The sequence below is a fragment of the Streptomyces sp. NBC_00388 genome, from assembly GCF_036061255.1.
GTDB lineage: Bacteria > Actinomycetota > Actinomycetes > Streptomycetales > Streptomycetaceae > Streptomyces.
The window spans coordinates 3712703-3728764 of sequence record NZ_CP107948.1; the positions used below are offsets into that span (position 1 = coordinate 3712703).

General features: G+C 72.5%; 10 protein-coding genes and 2 tRNA genes. 2 read left to right on the forward strand and 10 right to left on the reverse strand.

Features of this window, described 5'->3' with window-relative positions; all coding sequences use genetic code 11:
• Positions 1-14 precede the first annotated feature (14 nt).
• From OG917_RS16810 to OG917_RS16835, 6 genes are all read right to left on the reverse strand, one after another.
• Positions 15-1601, reverse strand: a complete 1587-nt coding sequence (locus OG917_RS16810; RefSeq protein ID WP_328318406.1) for a sensor histidine kinase — start codon at positions 1599-1601, stop codon at positions 15-17.
• 3 nt (positions 1602-1604) lie between these two features.
• Positions 1605-2342 carry a response regulator transcription factor gene (locus OG917_RS16815; protein ID WP_328318407.1) on the reverse strand — a complete coding sequence of 246 codons (738 nt, stop codon included), beginning with the start codon at positions 2340-2342 and terminating at the stop codon, positions 1605-1607.
• 590 nt (positions 2343-2932) lie between these two features.
• Positions 2933-3805, reverse strand: a complete 873-nt coding sequence (locus OG917_RS16820; RefSeq protein WP_328318408.1) for a DUF2797 domain-containing protein — start codon at positions 3803-3805, stop codon at positions 2933-2935.
• A 150-nt stretch (positions 3806-3955) separates the two neighbouring features.
• Positions 3956-4903, reverse strand: a complete 948-nt coding sequence (locus OG917_RS16825; RefSeq protein WP_328318409.1) for a BRO family protein — start codon at positions 4901-4903, stop codon at positions 3956-3958.
• A gap of 227 nt (positions 4904-5130) precedes the next feature.
• A tRNA-Arg gene (locus tag OG917_RS16830) sits at positions 5131-5203 on the reverse strand.
• Between the two features lie 204 nt (positions 5204-5407).
• Positions 5408-5498: transfer RNA gene (locus tag OG917_RS16835), tRNA-Ser, on the reverse strand.
• Positions 5499-5716: 218 nt separating this feature from the next.
• Here OG917_RS16835 and OG917_RS16840 point away from each other — a divergent pair.
• Together OG917_RS16840 and OG917_RS16845 are read left to right on the forward strand one after the other, a co-directional pair.
• Positions 5717-6181, forward strand: a complete 465-nt coding sequence (locus OG917_RS16840; RefSeq protein ID WP_328318410.1) for an SSI family serine proteinase inhibitor — start codon at positions 5717-5719, stop codon at positions 6179-6181.
• Between the two features lie 167 nt (positions 6182-6348).
• Entirely contained in the window at positions 6349-10455 is a 4107-nt protein-coding gene (locus OG917_RS16845) for a PAS domain-containing protein (RefSeq protein WP_328318411.1), read from the forward strand.
• Positions 10456-10525: 70 nt separating this feature from the next.
• On the opposite strand, the gene OG917_RS16850 is transcribed toward OG917_RS16845, so the two are convergent.
• The 4 genes from OG917_RS16850 to OG917_RS16865 all read right to left on the reverse strand — a co-directional run bounded on the left by OG917_RS16850 (position 10526) and on the right by OG917_RS16865 (position 15863).
• Positions 10526-12175, reverse strand: coding sequence for a long-chain fatty acid--CoA ligase (locus OG917_RS16850; RefSeq protein WP_328321958.1), 1650 nt, complete (start codon positions 12173-12175; stop codon positions 10526-10528).
• A 394-nt stretch (positions 12176-12569) separates the two neighbouring features.
• Entirely contained in the window at positions 12570-13106 is a 537-nt protein-coding gene (locus tag OG917_RS16855) for a SigE family RNA polymerase sigma factor (protein WP_328318412.1), read from the reverse strand.
• Positions 13107-13374: 268 nt separating this feature from the next.
• Positions 13375-14127 (reverse strand): DUF1906 domain-containing protein, encoded by a 753-nt coding sequence (locus OG917_RS16860; RefSeq protein WP_328318413.1) that lies wholly within the window; start codon positions 14125-14127, stop codon positions 13375-13377.
• Positions 14128-14696: 569 nt separating this feature from the next.
• Entirely contained in the window at positions 14697-15863 is a 1167-nt protein-coding gene (locus OG917_RS16865) for a lipid-transfer protein (protein ID WP_328318414.1), read from the reverse strand.
• Positions 15864-16062 lie beyond the last annotated feature (199 nt).

Here is a 16062-nt window from a genome sequence, read left to right on the forward strand (position 1 = left end):
TCACCCCTGTGTGGTCACCCTGTGGTGGAGCTGTGAGTCGGTGGAGCTGTGAGCCGGGGGCCCGGGTGCGCGCCGGGCGGGCCGGGCGGGCCGGTCGGGCCGGGCGGGCCGGGGGGCTGTGCCGGCGAACCGGCCGTGAGCCCGGGAGCGCGGGAGCCGGTCGGGGGATGCGCGGGCGCCGACGGCAGCCGGACCTCGAACTCCGTGCGCCCCGGCACACTCCTTACGCTCACCGCGCCGCCGTGCGCCGCCACGACCGCCTGCACGATCGCGAGGCCGAGCCCGGTCGAACCGGCGTTGCGCGACCGTGAGGCGTCCCCGCGGGCGAACCGTTCGAAGACGTACGGGAGGAGAGCGGGCGGAATACCCGGACCGTCGTCCACCACATCCACCACCATCCAGCCGCCGTCCCGCCGTACCCGGGCCGTGACCGTGCTGCCCGGAGGCGTGTGCGTGCGCGCGTTGGCCAGCAGATTGACCAGGACCTGCTGGAGACGGGCTCCGTCGGCCCGCACCACGGCCGGGTCGTCCGGCAGTTCGAGGCGCCAGGTGTGCTCCCGGCCCACCGCGCGCGCATCGCTCACCGCGTCGACGACCAGCGGGGAGAGATCGGTGTTCTCGTACGCGAGCGGGCGCCCCGCGTCCAGCCGGGCGAGCAGCAGCAGATCCTCCACCAGGCCGGTCATCCGCTGGGCCTCCGACTCGATACGGCCCAGCGCGTGACGGGTGTCCGGGCCGGTCTCCTCCCGGCCGCGCCTGGTCAGTTCGGCGTATCCGCGGATGGAGGCGAGCGGGGTCCGCAGCTCGTGGCTGGCGTCGGCGACGAACTGCCTGACCCGTGTCTCGCTCTCCTGCCGGGCGGCCAGCGCCGAACCGACGTGCCCCAGCATCCGGTTGAGCGCGGCACCGACCTGGCCGACCTCCGTCCGCGGATCGGCCTCGGCGTCCGGGATCCGCTCCAGCGGGGCCACCTCGCCGCTGTGCAGCGGGAGTTCCGAGACCCTGGTCGCGGTCGCCGCGACCCGTCTGAGGGGACGCAGGGCTATCCCGACCAGTGCGGTCCCGACGATGGCGGCCGCGAGAAGCCCGGCAGCCGTGACACAGACCTCGACCACGACCAGGGTGTTGACGGTGGACTGGACGCCGGTCAGCGGAAAACCGAGGACGAAGGTGCCGTTGTGGGAGAAGGTCGCCCGGAAATCCCCGAGACCGGGAAGGGAGACCGTGTGCGGATACCCGTCCCTGGGAACGGACTTCAGCGCATCGAGCTGATCGGCGGCCAGTGGCGCGCTGTCGGGCCGCGCGCCCGGCGCTGCGACGCTCTTCACCCCGTCGACCAGGCCGTCGCCGCCGGCGACGGTGCGCCCGCCGACAGCCCCGATCGGCAGCCCCGGCTGCTGCACGATGGAGCGGTCGCCGCCCATCGGGTCGTGGTCGGGGCGCTGGGCCGCCGCCGTCAGCTGTTTGTCGAGCTGCTGCTCCAGGTTGGAGTGCATGGCGATCGTGGTGACCGTACCGATCACGGCCACCACCACTGCGATCAGCGCCACGGCCGAGACGACCAGCCGCGTCCGCAGCGACCAGCGCCGTCGCGCCGACACCGGCTACTCCCCGGGCTTGATCAGATATCCGGCCCCGCGCCGGGTGTGGATCATCGGCGTACGCCCCGCGTCGATCTTGCGCCGCAGGTAGGAGATGTAGAGCTCGACGACGTTCGCCTGGCCGCCGAAGTCGTACGACCACACCCGGTCGAGGATCTGCGCCTTGGAGAGCACGCGGCGCGGGTTGCGCATCAGGAAGCGCAGCAGCTCGAACTCGGTCGCGGTCAGATGGATGTTCGTTCCGCCCCTGGTCACGTCGTGGCTGTCCTCGTCCAGGGTCAGATCGCCGAGCGCGAGCAGCGAAGCACTGCGCTGAGCCCCCGTGCCGGACCGCCGGATCAGCCCGCGCAGTCTGGCCACGACCTCCTCCAGGCTGAACGGCTTGGTCACGTAGTCGTCACCGCCCGCCGTCAGACCGGCGATCCGGTCCTCCACCGCGTCCTTGGCGGTCAGGAAGAGGACCGGCACATCCGGCAGCTCACGGCGCATCCGGCCGAGCACGGCGATACCGTCCATGTCGGGGAGCATCACGTCGAGCACCACGGCATCGGGCCGGAATTCCCGCGCGGTCCGCACGGCTCCGGCCCCGTCACCTGCGCTGCGCACCTGCCAGCCCTCATAGCGCAGCGCCATGGACAGCAGCTCCGCGAGCGACGCCTCGTCGTCCACGACGAGGACGCGCACCGCGCTGCCGTCGGGCCTGCACATCTCGGTACGCCCCTGGGGCGAGGTCGTAGTCATGGGGCCACCCTCCGGGCGACCTCTGAGAGACCTCTTTCCCCAACCTGTGAAATCCCTGAGAATCGCCGTCGCCAGGGGCGCGCACCCGGCGCCCTGCCCACAGTGGGTACGACGGCGGGGCTGCCGTCACCACAGCCGGCCTCGGCGGCCTGCCCCGCTCCCATCCGGATCCCGACGGGTGGCGGCGGAGCTGCCGTCACCACAGCGGGCCTGGGCGGCCTGCCCCGCTTCCATCCGGAATCCCGACGGATGGCGAGGGCGTCGTGGCCCGGCTCCCGTATCGGCCTCAGCGGAAGCCCCGCGTGGCCGAGGCGGACGCGGTGCACATCGTGAGCCCCGGGGCACGCGCCAGGCGTGCGCGGCCTGCCCCACCTGCCCGGCCTGGCGTGCCCGGCGTGCCCCACCTGTCCGGCCTGGCGTGCCCGGTCGGCCCGCCCGCCCCGCCTGCCCGGCCTTCCCTGCCCGCCCCGCCTGTCCCGCCTGCCTGCGCGCTGAAGAGCGCGCGCCCCGGACTGGCTGGTCAGCAGCCTGGGCGGCAACGGCGATCCCGTCGGCCCGGGAGTCGGCGTGAACACCGCGTCTCCCGGCCCTCAGAAGAGTCCGGGCTGCTCCACCTCCCGCTCCGCCGGGGCCATCCGCACCGGTACGGTCACCCCCGCGCCGGGCTCCGCACCCGTCAGCCCCCAGCCCGCCATCAGCCGCGTGTCGAGGACGATGACCGAACCGTCGTCCCCGGCGAGATGCAGATCCGGCCCTGCCGCAGCCACCAACCGCCCGGCGACGGCCCCGCCCGCCGCCAGCTCGGCCACCGTACCCACAGGGTCGACGAGCCCCGCGAGCCCGAACAGGGCCCCGTGATCGCTCACTTCGCACGTCAGACGCTCCAGCGAGTCCGGCCACCCTGCCAGCGCGACGGCCTGCGCGTGCACCTCAGCCACCTCGGCCGCACGCTCCTCCGCTCCGGGGAGCCGGGCCCGCACCGCTCGCTTCTCCGCGTACGGAATCCGGTCCGGCACACCCAGCGCCGTGCGCAACAGCTCTTCGGTCCGCCGCGCCGCCATCAACGGCCCCCGCCCCAGCCAGCCGAACGCCACCGCCCCCTGCTCCCTCAGCCGCGCCGCACCCCGCGCCTCGGCCGTGATCCCCACCTTGACCCTCCCGGCACCGAACCAAGCCAGGTAGACGCGGTAGACCCGGGGATCGTCGGCGATCGTGTCCGCGGCCACCGAGTGCGCCCGGTCGAGCCGCGCGCACTCCCCGCAGCGCGCCTGCGTGCCACGCGCCGGCACCCGCGCCCGCACCGGACAGACATGGCCACGCGCCCCCACGCACCACCGCTCCCCGGCCGCCTCGACCCGGAAGCCGACATCGGTCCCGTAGATCAGCGGACTGGCCCGCGTCCGGCCCTCCCACGCGAGCCGGGGCGCGTCGTCCCCCCAGCGCAGCCCAGCGGAACGCCACATCTCGCTGCGCTCCCTTCCCTGATCCACCGGCGACCGGACGGCCATCCGCGTCACTCGCAGCATGGCACCCACCACTGACAGTGGGTTCCGCCGCCGACCGGGGAAGCGACCTGGGCGACCGCGTACACCTCCGACGAGCGCGCCGACCGGTCAGACGAGGACGTAGACCGGCGCACCGTCCGGCGCGGACCCCGACCGGCGTATGCAGCCACGCCGCAGCAGATGCCGGACACAGTCCTGAACCCGGGCGGGCGACAGACCGGTGCGCGTGGCGATCTCCTCCGCACTGCAGCGGGCCGCGCCCTCTGCGACGAGCGCGGGCGCCAGCACGGCCGCGACCGTACGGACATCCTCGGTGATGACCAGGTTCCGCTCCTGCCAGCGCGCGAGCAGTTCCTGCGGCGTGGACGCCACCCCGGCGCCGGACCCGCCCGGCTGCGCCCGCTCGGCGAGCCGGTCCAGCGAATCGGCGATCCGGTGGAACGCCTGGGTCAGCAGCTCCTGCCCCCGGCCGGCCTCCCGCAGCAGCGCGTGCCGCTCCGCCTCCCTGGCCGCGCACGCCTCCTGCGCCCGGATGCTCCGCTGCTCCAGCCGCACGATCGCGTCGACGATCTCCTCCGGCACGACATACGTGGTGCGCAGACCATGGGCGGGCTGCACGGCGGCCGGGACCAGTTCGTACGCACCGTCGCGCTGCACCGTGTCCACCACGTCGGCCACCCATCTCCTGAAGGGGGCGCTCTCCTGTTCCGTGCAGCCGTTGACCAGCTGGACGAGTCCGGCGAGTGTCACCACCTTCATGGACTTCCTGAGTCCGTGACCAGCGATTCGGCGTGAGGCGTCGGCCCCGTGGACACGTCGCGCAAGATCGCCGAGGCGCTGCCGGCAGTCGGCGGAGACATGCAGCAGCAGAGCCGTCCGGGTGTTCGCGTAACCGAGGTTCCTCGCGACGTCCACCGCCGCGAACCAGTGCGTCCCGTCCGGCAGCGTGAACCGCCGCACCCGCGCACCCGTCGCCGCGTACACGAAGTCGTCGACGTCGACCGCGTCCCGGCAGCGCCCCGTCGGCTCGCCCCCCGGCGTGTCCTGCTCGCGCATCGAGCACCACCTCCGGATCGGAACCTAGCCGCAGGCATATTCAACTCCGGCGGCACAGAGGGAGGTTCACTCGATGGGCGACAGGAACCACCGGTTCCGCACCAGTCGCCCCCGCCGACCGGATTCCCCCCGGAGGCATGGAACGACGCCGTGCGGGTGACGGCGCCCGCTTTCCCGGCACACGACAGAGGCCCCCAGGATTTCTCCTGGGGGCCTCTGGCCTGCTGTGCACTCGGCAGGATTCGAACCTGCAACCTTCTGATCCGTAGTCAGATGCTCTATCCGTTAAGCTACGAGTGCTTGGCGTTCCGGGCTTTTTTCTGCCCCGTCGGCGTTGCGAGAACAACATTACATGACCTGCGGCGTCAGGTGAAATCCATTGACCGCACCCCCGCTGAGCTGCGAAGACGCCCCCCCCTTGCTGCCCCGCCGCAGGCGCGTCGGCACAGCCCGGGACGACTGAAGCCCCGTCCGTGATGGACGGGGCTTCAGTGATCCAGCCGGCGGAGGCGGAGGGATTTGAACCCTCGATGGGCCGTAAAACCCAAACCGCATTAGCAGTGCGGCGCCATAGACCGGACTAGGCGACGCCTCCAGCACACCGACACAGCCGCGCGAGCGCGAAGTGGTGCGTGCAGATGATGACACAGCCTTGCGGGCCGTCACCAATCGCGGCCCACGGTACTAGGCAGTGGGGTGACAGAGCAAAGTCGTTCGTGTCGCGCAACGCCGGGGGCCCGGGTGCGTTAGAGAGGCAGGGGGCACCGCCCCTGACCGGCTCCCGCCGGTCCGCGTCTGCCGAGGAGTTACGTCATGCTGCGCCGCCTCGCCCTCACCGCCGCCGCCTGCTTTGCAGCGCTGGCCGCAGCCCCCGCCGCGACCGCCCTCCCGGTCCCCGTCCCCGTCCCCTTCGCCCTGCCCGGTCACTGGCTCCCCGACCCGCAGCTCCGTGACCGGCTCACCATCACCGTCTCCGACTCCGGCGCCCGCGCCGCCGAGGGCACCCACCGCCTCACCTGCACACCCGCCGGGGGGACGCACGCCTCGCCGCAGCAGGCCTGCGACCGGCTGGACCGGCTCGCCGCCGACAAGCGGACGCCGTTCGCACCGGTCCCCGCCGGCATGATGTGCACGATGCAGTACGGCGGTCCGGCCACCGCGCACATCACCGGGATCTGGCAGGGGAAGTCGGTCGACGCGACGTTCCGGCGTACGAACGGGTGCGAGATCTCCCGCTGGAGCGCACTGGAACCGGTGCTTCCGCACACCGTCGGCTGAGGCCCGCCCCGCCGTCTTTCCACACAACCTTGGTGAGAGCTCCCCCTCATCCGCCGCACGTCCGGAGCACCTGCCTTTAGACTTCCAGCAGTGACACGCCATGGCCCGAGAGGCAAGATGGGCCAGGTTGTCAGCAAGGTGCAGTAGTTCAGGGAGGAAGCGTCGTCGTGAGCAGCAGGCCATCCCGAGGCGCTGCTCGCCTCGCAGCCATACTTGACGCTCTCCCGGACGGGCTGTTGCTCGTCAATTGCAACGGGACTGTCGTCAACGCCAACTCCATCGCCCTCGATGCCTTCGAAACGCCGGGTACGGCGCTCGTCGGCCGGGGACTGCTCGATCTGCTGCCGGAGTTCGACTCCCGGCTGATCCCGGGCTCGATGCGGCGGCCCGAAGGCGCGGACGAGCAGGGCAGGACCAAGCCGACGCGGATGCTCGCGCGGCGCACCGACGGCGCGGAGTTCCCCGTCGAGGTGACCAGTGCGAATCTGGAGGACGGCCGGGAGGCGTATGCCTCGTACGTCGGCGGCTTCACCGGTGACGAGCTGCTGATGCTCGTCGTCCGGGACCTGTCGGGCGCCGTGGACACCGAGGCCGAGCTGGCGCGTTCGCAGCGGCAGACCGAGATGATCCTGCGGGCGGCGTCCGAGGGCGTCGTGGGGACCGACACCGACGGGCGTGTCGTGCTCGTCAACCCGTCCGTCGCGCAGATCCTCGGCTTCCGGGCGAGCGACCTCGGCGGCCGGGAGCTGCACCCGCTGGTGCAGCACTCCCGCGCCGACGGTGAGCCCTTCCCGTACGACGAGAGCGCCCTCGCCGACACGCTCAGGTCCGGGCGCAAGCACCGGGTGCGCGGGCAGGTGCTGTGGGCGAAGGACGGAAGTCCGGTGCCGGTCGACCTGACCACGGCGCCGGTACGGGACGGCGAGCAGCTCGTCGGCGCGGTCCTGACCTTCGCGGACCGCCGCCCGTACGAGAAGCAGGCCAAGCAGCACGCGGACGAGCTCCGGGCCAAGGACGAACGGAACGCCGCCGCCGATGAGCGGCACACGGCCGAACTCGCGGCCCGCGACGAGCAGCACGCGGCCGAGCTGGCCGCGCGGACGGAGCAGTACGAAGCGCTCGAAGAGCGGCAGCAGCAGCTGACCGCGGTGCTCGGCGACGCCCTGCGCGGGCCGCTGGTGGAGCTGCGGGCCGAACTGAGCACACTCGCCGCCGACCCGGCAGGTCAGCTGTGGCCGGAGGCCAACCAGATCCTGCACCATCTGGCCGCCGGTTATGCCCGGATGACGACGCTTGTCGACAGCGTGCTCGGCTTCCAGCGGCTCGCCGCGGGGGCCGAGGAGCTGGCCAGGACGATGGTCATGCTCGACACCGTGGTGGCCGCCGGCGTGGAGGGCGCGGTCGAGCTGATCGGCCCCGGCCGGGTGCAGTTCGCGGTGCACGCCCCGCCTATCGAGGCCGAGGTCGACGGTGGGCGTCTCGCGACCGCTCTGGCGCACCTGATCGCCGACGTGGCCGGGGTGGACGCCACGGGCAAGGCACGGGTGGCCCCTGGCGGCGCCTATGTGGACTCGACGATCGTGGTGGCCGCAGCGCAGCGCGGAAAGGTCGTACGGATCGAGGTGCGCGGGCCGTTCAGCGGCGGCGATCCGGTGCACGAACCGATCGTCCGCGGCATCGTCCGGGCGCACGGCGGCGTGCTCCAGACCCACGAGGTGCCGGGGACGACCGGCAGTGCGTACGTACTCGAACTCCCCCTGGGGGGCGGTTCGGGGACGGTGGATCCGGCTGCGTCGGAGGCGGCAGAGCCTGCGCCCGGCCAGCCGAACGCCACATCGGGCGGCGGGCGCCGGCGTGGCAGGCGCTCGTCCACCGACGCCTTCCTGGAGGCCGGTGACGGGGGTGCGAGCCCCGCGGACGCCACGGGCGCCGGGGCGCCGGAGCCGCCCACCGGCCGTCGCAGGGCCCGCCGCGAGGAAGCAGGTCCCGGTGCGGCTCCCGCCCCTGTCCCTGCTCAGTCGCCGGCCCCTGGTCCTGGAGGCGCCGCGGGCGCCGGTCCCGCTGGTGCGGGCCCTTCCGGTGGCGGTCTCCCCGACGGCGGTCCTTCCGGTGGGAACGCGGCGGGCGATCCGGCAGCAGGCGGCCCCGTGCCGGTGATTCCCGCGCAGGAGAACGGCTCGGGTCACGGCAGTACGGGCCGCAGGCGCGGCCGTACGGAACCGTCCGGAGGTGCTGCGGATCCCGAGGGCTCCGTGGTGACCGCCGCCGGGCACGGGCGGGGAGACGCGCCGGGTGCCGGGCGACCGCAGCTTGGGGCGACCGTGCCCCCGCAGGGGGTACCGGCGGATGCGCCGGTACCCAGCGGGCGGCGCGCACGGCGCCCGGAGGGTGTGCGTGAGATCGAGAACGTGCGCCCCGCCCTGGGCCCCGCGCCCCAGCCAGGAGCCACGGCTCTCGCCCAGAACGGCCGGCCCGGCCAGGGCCAGTTCGGTCAGCAGGGGCAGTTCGGTCAGCAGGGGCAGTTCGGTCAGCAGGGCCAGTTCGGTCAGCAGGGCCAGCTCGGCCAGATGCAGACGCCGCCTCCCGGACGCCGGGCACGCCGGGCTCTGGCGACCGCGTCGGCCTCCGCCGCGGCCGAGGCCGAGCGCCCGCGTACGCCGTTCGCCCTCCCCCCTGCCGATGCCGACCGCGCCCAGGGCCAGCCGCAGCCGGCATCGATGCCTTCCGACGGCGCGGCCCCGGGCCACCACGCCTCCGTACCGCCGGCCGGGCACGCCGGGAGCGAACCGCTCACGGCGCAGCACCAGCCGGCCACAGCTGACGAGCAGCCGAAGGACGGCACGCTGTACGCCTCGCCGGAGGGCTGGCCCTCCGTCACCGAGCGCCCGGCGGCCGACGGGTCCGCGGCCCAGCCGCTGCCCGCCGAGGAGCCGGTACCGGCCGACGGCGGGGCGCAGGGCCGTGCCATAAGTGTGCGGACGCTCGGCCAGGGCGTGCCGTTCGCCGAACAGTTCGCGGCGCAGCAGAACCAGCCGCAGTCGCTGGGCTCCGGCCGGCGGCGCAGGCTCTCGGCCCCACCGGAGGGCGAACGCCCCGAGCCGGCCGGCCGGCCGCATCCGCAGGGCAACAACGACCAGGGCGCCGACCAGCAGCCCCGCTCCCCGCAGGGGCCCCCTCCGCAAGGATCGAACCAGCAGGGCTCGAACCAGCAGGGTTCGAACCAGCAGAGGACAGATCAGCGCGGGTCGGATCAGCGCGGGACCGACCAGCACAGCGCGGATCAGTACGGACCTGACCAGCAGGGTCAGGGGCCCGCCGGCGGTCCGGCTCCCGTGTCACCGCAGGCTCAGGCCTCTCCTCAGGCCCAGAAGTCACCGCAGTCACCGCCCCACCAGCAGGCTCAGCAGCGCCTCGCACGCCAGTCGGAGGGCCGCTCGTACGCCATTGGCGCCCCCGACGAGGGGTCGGAGGGGCCACAGCCGCTGGACGGGCCCGGCGGCGCGGTGGAGGTGGCCAACAGGCCCCAGCCGCAGCCCGTCGACGACGAGCTGCCTCCCGAGCCGCTCGACAACCCGCGCCGGCTGCTCGTGTGGCCCGCGCCCGACGTCTCCACCCAGCAGGCGCTGAGCGACCGCGGCTACCGCCCGGTGATCGTGCACTCCCGGGAGGAGGTCGATGCCCAGATCGCCGCGTTCCCCGCAGCGCTCTTCGTCGACCCGCTGACGGGACCGATCACCCGCAAGGCCCTGCAGTCGCTGCGCCAGGCCGCGGTGGCGGCCGAGGTGCCCGTGCTCGTGACGGCAGGGCTCGGGCAGGCCACCCGGGAGGCGGCCTACGGCGCCGATCCGGCCGTCCTGCTGAAGGCCCTGGCCCCGCGCGACACCGAGCAGCACCCGTCGCGCGTCCTGCTGATCGAGGAGAACGAGGAGATCGCGCTCGCCCTGACCGAGACGCTGGAGCGGCGCGGACTGCAGGTGGCCAGGGCGGGCACCGACGCGGAGGCGGTCACCCTGGCCGCGCAGATGCGGCCGAACCTGGTGGTGATGGACCTGATGCAGGTACGCCGCCGGCGCGCCGGGATCGTCGACTGGCTCCGCGCGAACGGACAGTTGAACCGCACCCCGCTGGTCGTCTACACCTCGGCCGGGATGGACGCGTCCGAACTGCCCCGGCTCGCCTCGGGCGAGACCGTGCTCTTCCTGGCGGAACGCTCCACCAGCTCCGAGGTACAGGGCCGGATCGTCGACCTGCTGGCGAAGATCGGCACCAACTGACGGGCGCTGTCCGGCGCCGGGCCGGTCAGCAGAACCGGCGCCGGCCCGCACGCGGGCCGGCGCCGCCGCCTCAGAGTTCCGTCGTGTCCAGCTCGCCGTCCGCGTACTGCTTCCTGAGCACCTTCTTGTCGAACTTCCCGACCGACGTCTTCGGCACGGACGGCACGATCGCCCACCGCTCCGGCAGCTGCCACTTGGCGACGGACTGCGCGAGGAACGCCCGGAGTTCCTCGTACCCGACGCTCTCGCCCTCCTTCAGGACGACCGTCGCGAGGGGCCGCTCGCCCCACTTCTCGTCCGGGACTGCGACCACCGCGGCTTCCGAGACCGCAGGATGCGCCATGATCGCGTTCTCCAGATCGACGCTGGAAATCCACTCCCCGCCGGACTTGATGACGTCCTTGGCGCGGTCGGTGAGCGTCAGGAAACCGTCGGGACTGATGGTGCCGACATCGCCGGTCCTCAGCCAGCCGTCCGTGCTGAACTTGTCGGCGGGCCGGAAGTTCTCACCGCCCGCACCGCCGTAGTACGCACCGGCGATCCACGGTCCCCGTACCTCCAGCTCACCGGCCGCCTCTCCGTCCCACGGCAGGATGTCGCCGCCCGGCCCGGCCAGACGCGCCTCTATGCCGACGGGGAAGCGCCCCTGCGTGACGCGGTACGGCCACTCCTCCTCCGGGGACAGACCGGCGGGCGGGTTGGACGTGGTCCCCAGCGGAGAGGTCTCCGTCATGCCCCAGGCGTGGCAGAGGCGGACGCCCAGCTTGTCGTACGCCTCCATCAGCGCGGGCGGACAGGCCGCGCCGCCGATGGTGACCCGCTTCATCGAGCTCAGGTCGCGCGGATGGGCGGTCACCTCGGCCAGCAGCCCCTGCCAGATGGTGGGGACGGCCGCCGCGTGGCTCGGCCTCTCCTGCTCGATCATGTCGGCGAGCGGCGCGGGCTGGAGGAACCGGTCGGGCATCAGCATGTTGATGCCCGTCATGAAGGTCGCGTGCGGCAGGCCCCAGGCGTTGACATGGAACTGCGGCACGACGACGAGCGTCGTGTCCTCGTCCGTGAGCCCCATCGACTGGGCCGAGTTGACCTGCATGGAGTGCAGGTAGATCGAACGGTGCGAGTAGACGACGCCCTTGGGCTCGCCCGTGGTGCCGGAGGTGTAGCAGAGGGCGGCGGCCTGGCGTTCGTCGATTTCGGGCCAGTCGAACGTCACCGGGCGTCCGGCGATCAGTTCCTCGTACTCATGCACGGTCGCCGTGGCCCCGGCGAGCAGCGAACGGTCGCCGGGGCCGCTCACCACCACATGCTCGACGGTCGGCAGATCCGGCAGCAACGGTGCGAGCAGCGGCAGCAGGGACCCGTTGACGATGATCACGCGGTCGGCAGCGTGGTTGACGATCCAGATCAGCTGCTCGGCGGGGAGCCGGATGTTGAGCGTGTGCAGAACGGCGCCCATCGAGGGAACGGCGAAGTACGCCTCGACGTGTTCGGCGTTGTTCCACATGAGCGTGGCGACCCGTTGGTCTCCGTCGATCCCCAGCTCGTCGCGGAGCGCGTTGGCGAGCTGTACCGCGCGTGCGCCGGTCTCGGCGAAGGAACGGCGTTGCGGTCCTTCGGCGTCGCCGGTCCAGGTGGTGATCTGGGAAGCCCCGTGCACCAGCGTTCCGTGGACGAGAATGCGGGTGACTGTCAGCGGTACGTCCTGCATCGTGCTCAGCACGGCGTCCTCCAGGTGGGGCAGCATTGCCTACGCGTGAGTAATGTGTCGCAATTCTGCGCACATACCACGCGGTATGTCACTACCCGTCCTCAGGAAATCCGCCGGCACCCTCCGGTCTCCCGCACGCGGCCCCGGTGTTTCCGGGCCGGCTCAGCACGCTGGGGCCGAACACCGGCTCAGTACTCGGGTGCAGAACGCGGGTGCAGAAACGCGGGTGCAGAACGCGGGTGCAGAACGCGCGCTCGATGGATGGGGCTCGTTGTACGCGGCTCGATACATGGGGCGGGGCGTGGCCTCCGACCATGGGACCGAGCATGAGCGCAGGCCCACGCCCAGTCTCAGGCCCACGCCCAGTCTCAGGCGCGGAGCAGTGAACTCAGTGCGCTCAGTGAGCTCAGTGCGCGGGGGACAGCACCGGGTCGTCGCGGAGCTTGCCGAGGGCGCGGGAGACCGCGCTCTTGACCGTACCGACCGACACACCGAGCACCTCGGCCGTCTGCGCCTCGCTGAGGTCCTCGTAGTAGCGGAGCACCACCATGGCCCGCTGCCGGTCGGGGAGCTTCATCACCGCTTGCCACATCGCATCACGCAGCGCCTGGTGCTCGGCGGCGTCGGGCGCGGGCGCGGTATCCGGCTCGGGCAGGACGTCGCAGGCGAACTCGTCGACCTTGCGCTTGCGCCACTGCGACGTCCGCGTGTTCAGCAGCGCCCGCCGGACATAGCCGTCCAGCGCGCGGTGGTCCTCGATCCGGTCCCACGCGACGTAGGTCTTGGTCAGCGCGGTCTGGAGCAGATCCTCGGCGTCACACGGATTGGCGGTCAGCGAACGGGCGGTGCGCAGCAGAACGGGCCCCCGGGCGCGCATGTAGGTGGCGAACGACGTGTACGGCGTCGCCGCCTTCGCTGCGCTGGTACAGACTGGCGTGGTCATAGCTCCACGCTAGGAGCCGATCCCCTTGAGCAGATCGCCCACAGGTGCCGAAGGCGAATCCCCCTCAGGTTGTAGGAGTGGTGGTAGCCCGACCTCCTGAAGGTGGAGGGCGGCCCTCCCCCCGTCGGGGTTCCGGCGCAGGACCGGCGGAGTAATCCGGGGAGGGCACCCGGGGAAGACGGCCCGGCCCTGCGGGTTCGCCGGCCCCGGAGCCGTCAGCGGACTCGGGGCCGTCAGCGGCAGGCCGCTGACGATCCGCGGACCGGATTCACTGGCCGGCGATACGGGCCACAGGCGCGTCGACCCGGTTCCGGTCGATGCTGAGTTCCTGTCCGCCGTGTTCCTCCGTCACATCGCCCGCGTACTGGTGGATCCGCAGGTGGGGCGACCAGTCCTCGCTGCGCAGGGACGACTCCCCGGTCACCGACGGCTTGTCGTTCCAGCGGGCGAACCACATCACCGAGGGCAGATCCGACGTGCCCGCCTTGCGCTCGTCCCCGAGCTGCTGCACCCCGGAGTCCGCGCTGCTGTAGAAGCCGGAGACGAACCCGAGCCGTTCCACCTCACGGTCCCAGGAGCGGACGAACGAGAGGGTGGTGGCGGCGCAGTCACTGTCGTTCTGGTCGTACGCCTCCATGTCCAGATAGAGCGGTGTGCCCTCCACCATCCCGAGCGCCCGGGCCCGCTCGACCGCATCGCGGCCCTCGTCCGCTCCCTGGCCGGCCGGGTCGGAGCCGATCGCGACCTTCCGCTTGCCTTCGGCCTGCACACACGGCGACTGCGAACCGACGAACACCGGCAGGACCTTCCAGCCCATCCCGTAGACGCTCGACACCCAGCTCTTGCTCAGCTCGGGCTGGTTCGGGCAACCCCGGCCGCGGCCCCCGTAGTAGACGCCGATGCTCCGGTACCGGGACGAATTCCAGGCACGCATCGTCGCGAGGGACGGAGTGACACAGGTGTCGAACCCCCAGCCGTCGAACCGGTCGGTGTCGGCGGCCGCGGCCCGCGTCGGCGTCACAGGCCCCGCCTGCCCGGTGCGGGCTGACCCGGGGTGCGTTGCCCCGGGCTGCGCGTTCCCGGGCTGCGGTCTCCCGGACTGGGCGTTCCCGGACTGTGGTGTCGCGGACTGTGGTGTCCCGGACTGGGCGTTCCCCGACTGTGGTGTCCCGGGCTGTGGTGTCCCGGGCCGCGCTGCACCGGACTGGGCATCCCCGGCCCCGGCCGTGCCACCGGGCGCGGGACCCGTCGCCGGGCCACCGGGCGCGGGATCCGCCGCCGGACCGGGTGCCGGGCCCATGGCGAGACCTGGCACCGGGTCCGGGCGGGTGCCCCTGAGGGCGCCACCGCGGGTACTGGCCAAGGCATCGGCCCCGGCGTCCGAGCGGCTGTCGGGGGCCGCCGGGGCGCCAGGGCCCGACTGCGTGCCGGGCGGCGGAGCGACGATTTCCGTTACGGCATCGGCAGCCGGAGCCGCGAGTGCCAGGAGAACCGCGGCACCCAGAACAGGGGACAAGAACACCTTTTGTCGTTTCATAGGCGCAGTGAACGGCCCGCCGGCCCGGGCCGCCCAACGCCCACGCCGCAGTGTCAGCCGTCCGTGCCGAGGATGAGCCCGGATGTGGGTACGCCGGTCCCCGCCGTGACGAGTGTCGTGGCCGCTCCGGATATCTGGTTCACCGAAGTACCGCGCACCTGCCGTACTGCTTCCGCTATGCCGTTCATACCGTGCAGATAGGCCTCCCCGAGCTGGCCCCCATGGGTGTTGAGCGGAAGCACGTCCTCCGCGACGAAGGCCGCCGCCTCCCCCGGATCGCAGAAGCCGAACTCCTCCAGCTGCATCAGGACGAACGGCGTGAAGTGGTCGTAGAGAATCCCCACGTCGATGTCGGACGGCCGCAGCCCGGACGTCTGCCAGAGTTGCCGGGCGACCACGCTCATCTCGGGCAGACCACTGAGATCGTCCCGGTAGAAACTGGTCATCTGCTCCTGGGCCCGGCCGGCTCCCTGCGCCGCGGCGACGATCACCGCAGGCGGACGGCGCAGATCACGGGCGCGCTCAGCACTGGTGACGACGATCGCCTGCCCCCCATCGGTCTCCTGACAGCAGTCGAGCAGCCGCAGCGGCTCCACGATCCACCGCGAGGCGGCGTGCTCGGCGAGGGTGATCGGCTTCTCGTAGAAGTAGGCCGCCGGATTGCGCGCCGCATACCGGCGGTCCACCACCGCGACATGGCCGAACACCTCGGGCGGGAGGCCGTACGTATGGAGATACCGCCGGGCCGCCATAGCCACCCATGAAGCCGGTGTGAGCAGCCCGAACGGCAGCGCCCAGCCGAGCGCGGCCCCCTCGGCCGACGGCTCCCTGTGCTGGACCCCCGAGCCGAATCTGCGCCCGGAGCGCTCGTTGAACGCCCGGTAGCAGACGACCACGTCCGCGACCCCGGCAGCGACGGCGAGTGCGGCCTGCTGCACCGTGGCACAGGCGGCACCGCCCCCGTAGTGGATGCGGGAGAAGAAGGACAGCTCCCCGATCCCGGCAGCCTGGGCGACCGTGATCTCTGGGCTGGTATCCATGGTGAAGGTGACCAGCCCGTCCACGTCTCCGGGCGCGAGACCCGCGTCGTCGAGCGCGGCGTGGACGGCTTCCACGGCGAGCTTGAGCTCGCTGCGCCCGGAGTTCTTCGAGAACTCGGTCGCCCCGATACCGGCGATGGCGGCCTTCCCGCCGAGCGAGTCAGGTCTGCTCCTGGTCACGCCGCCACCCCGCTCCCGGAAGCCGCTCCGGGCTCGGAGCGGGCGCCCCCACCGCCCTCCGCAACCGCCCCCCGCTCGGCCTGCGTGGCCCCCTCGGCATGGGCGGCCTGCTCTACTCCCGAGCCCTGCTTCGCTCCCGTGGCCTGCTCTGCTCCCGAGCCCTGCTCTGCTCCCGTGGCCTCCGGTGCTTCCGTGGCCT

Excerpts from the sequence above, each read along its gene's own strand:
- OG917_RS16815 (WP_328318407.1), bottom strand. The coding sequence starts at position 2,342 with ATGACTACGACCTCGCCCCAGGGGCGTACCGAGATGTGCAGGCCCGAC.
- OG917_RS16820 (WP_328318408.1), bottom strand. The coding sequence starts at position 3,805 with ATGTGGCGTTCCGCTGGGCTGCGCTGGGGGGACGACGCGCCCCGGCTC.
- OG917_RS16825 (WP_328318409.1), bottom strand. The coding sequence starts at position 4,903 with ATGCGCGAGCAGGACACGCCGGGGGGCGAGCCGACGGGGCGCTGCCGG.
- OG917_RS16840 (WP_328318410.1), top strand. The coding sequence starts at position 5,717 with ATGCTGCGCCGCCTCGCCCTCACCGCCGCCGCCTGCTTTGCAGCGCTG.
- OG917_RS16855 (WP_328318412.1), bottom strand. The coding sequence starts at position 13,106 with ATGACCACGCCAGTCTGTACCAGCGCAGCGAAGGCGGCGACGCCGTAC.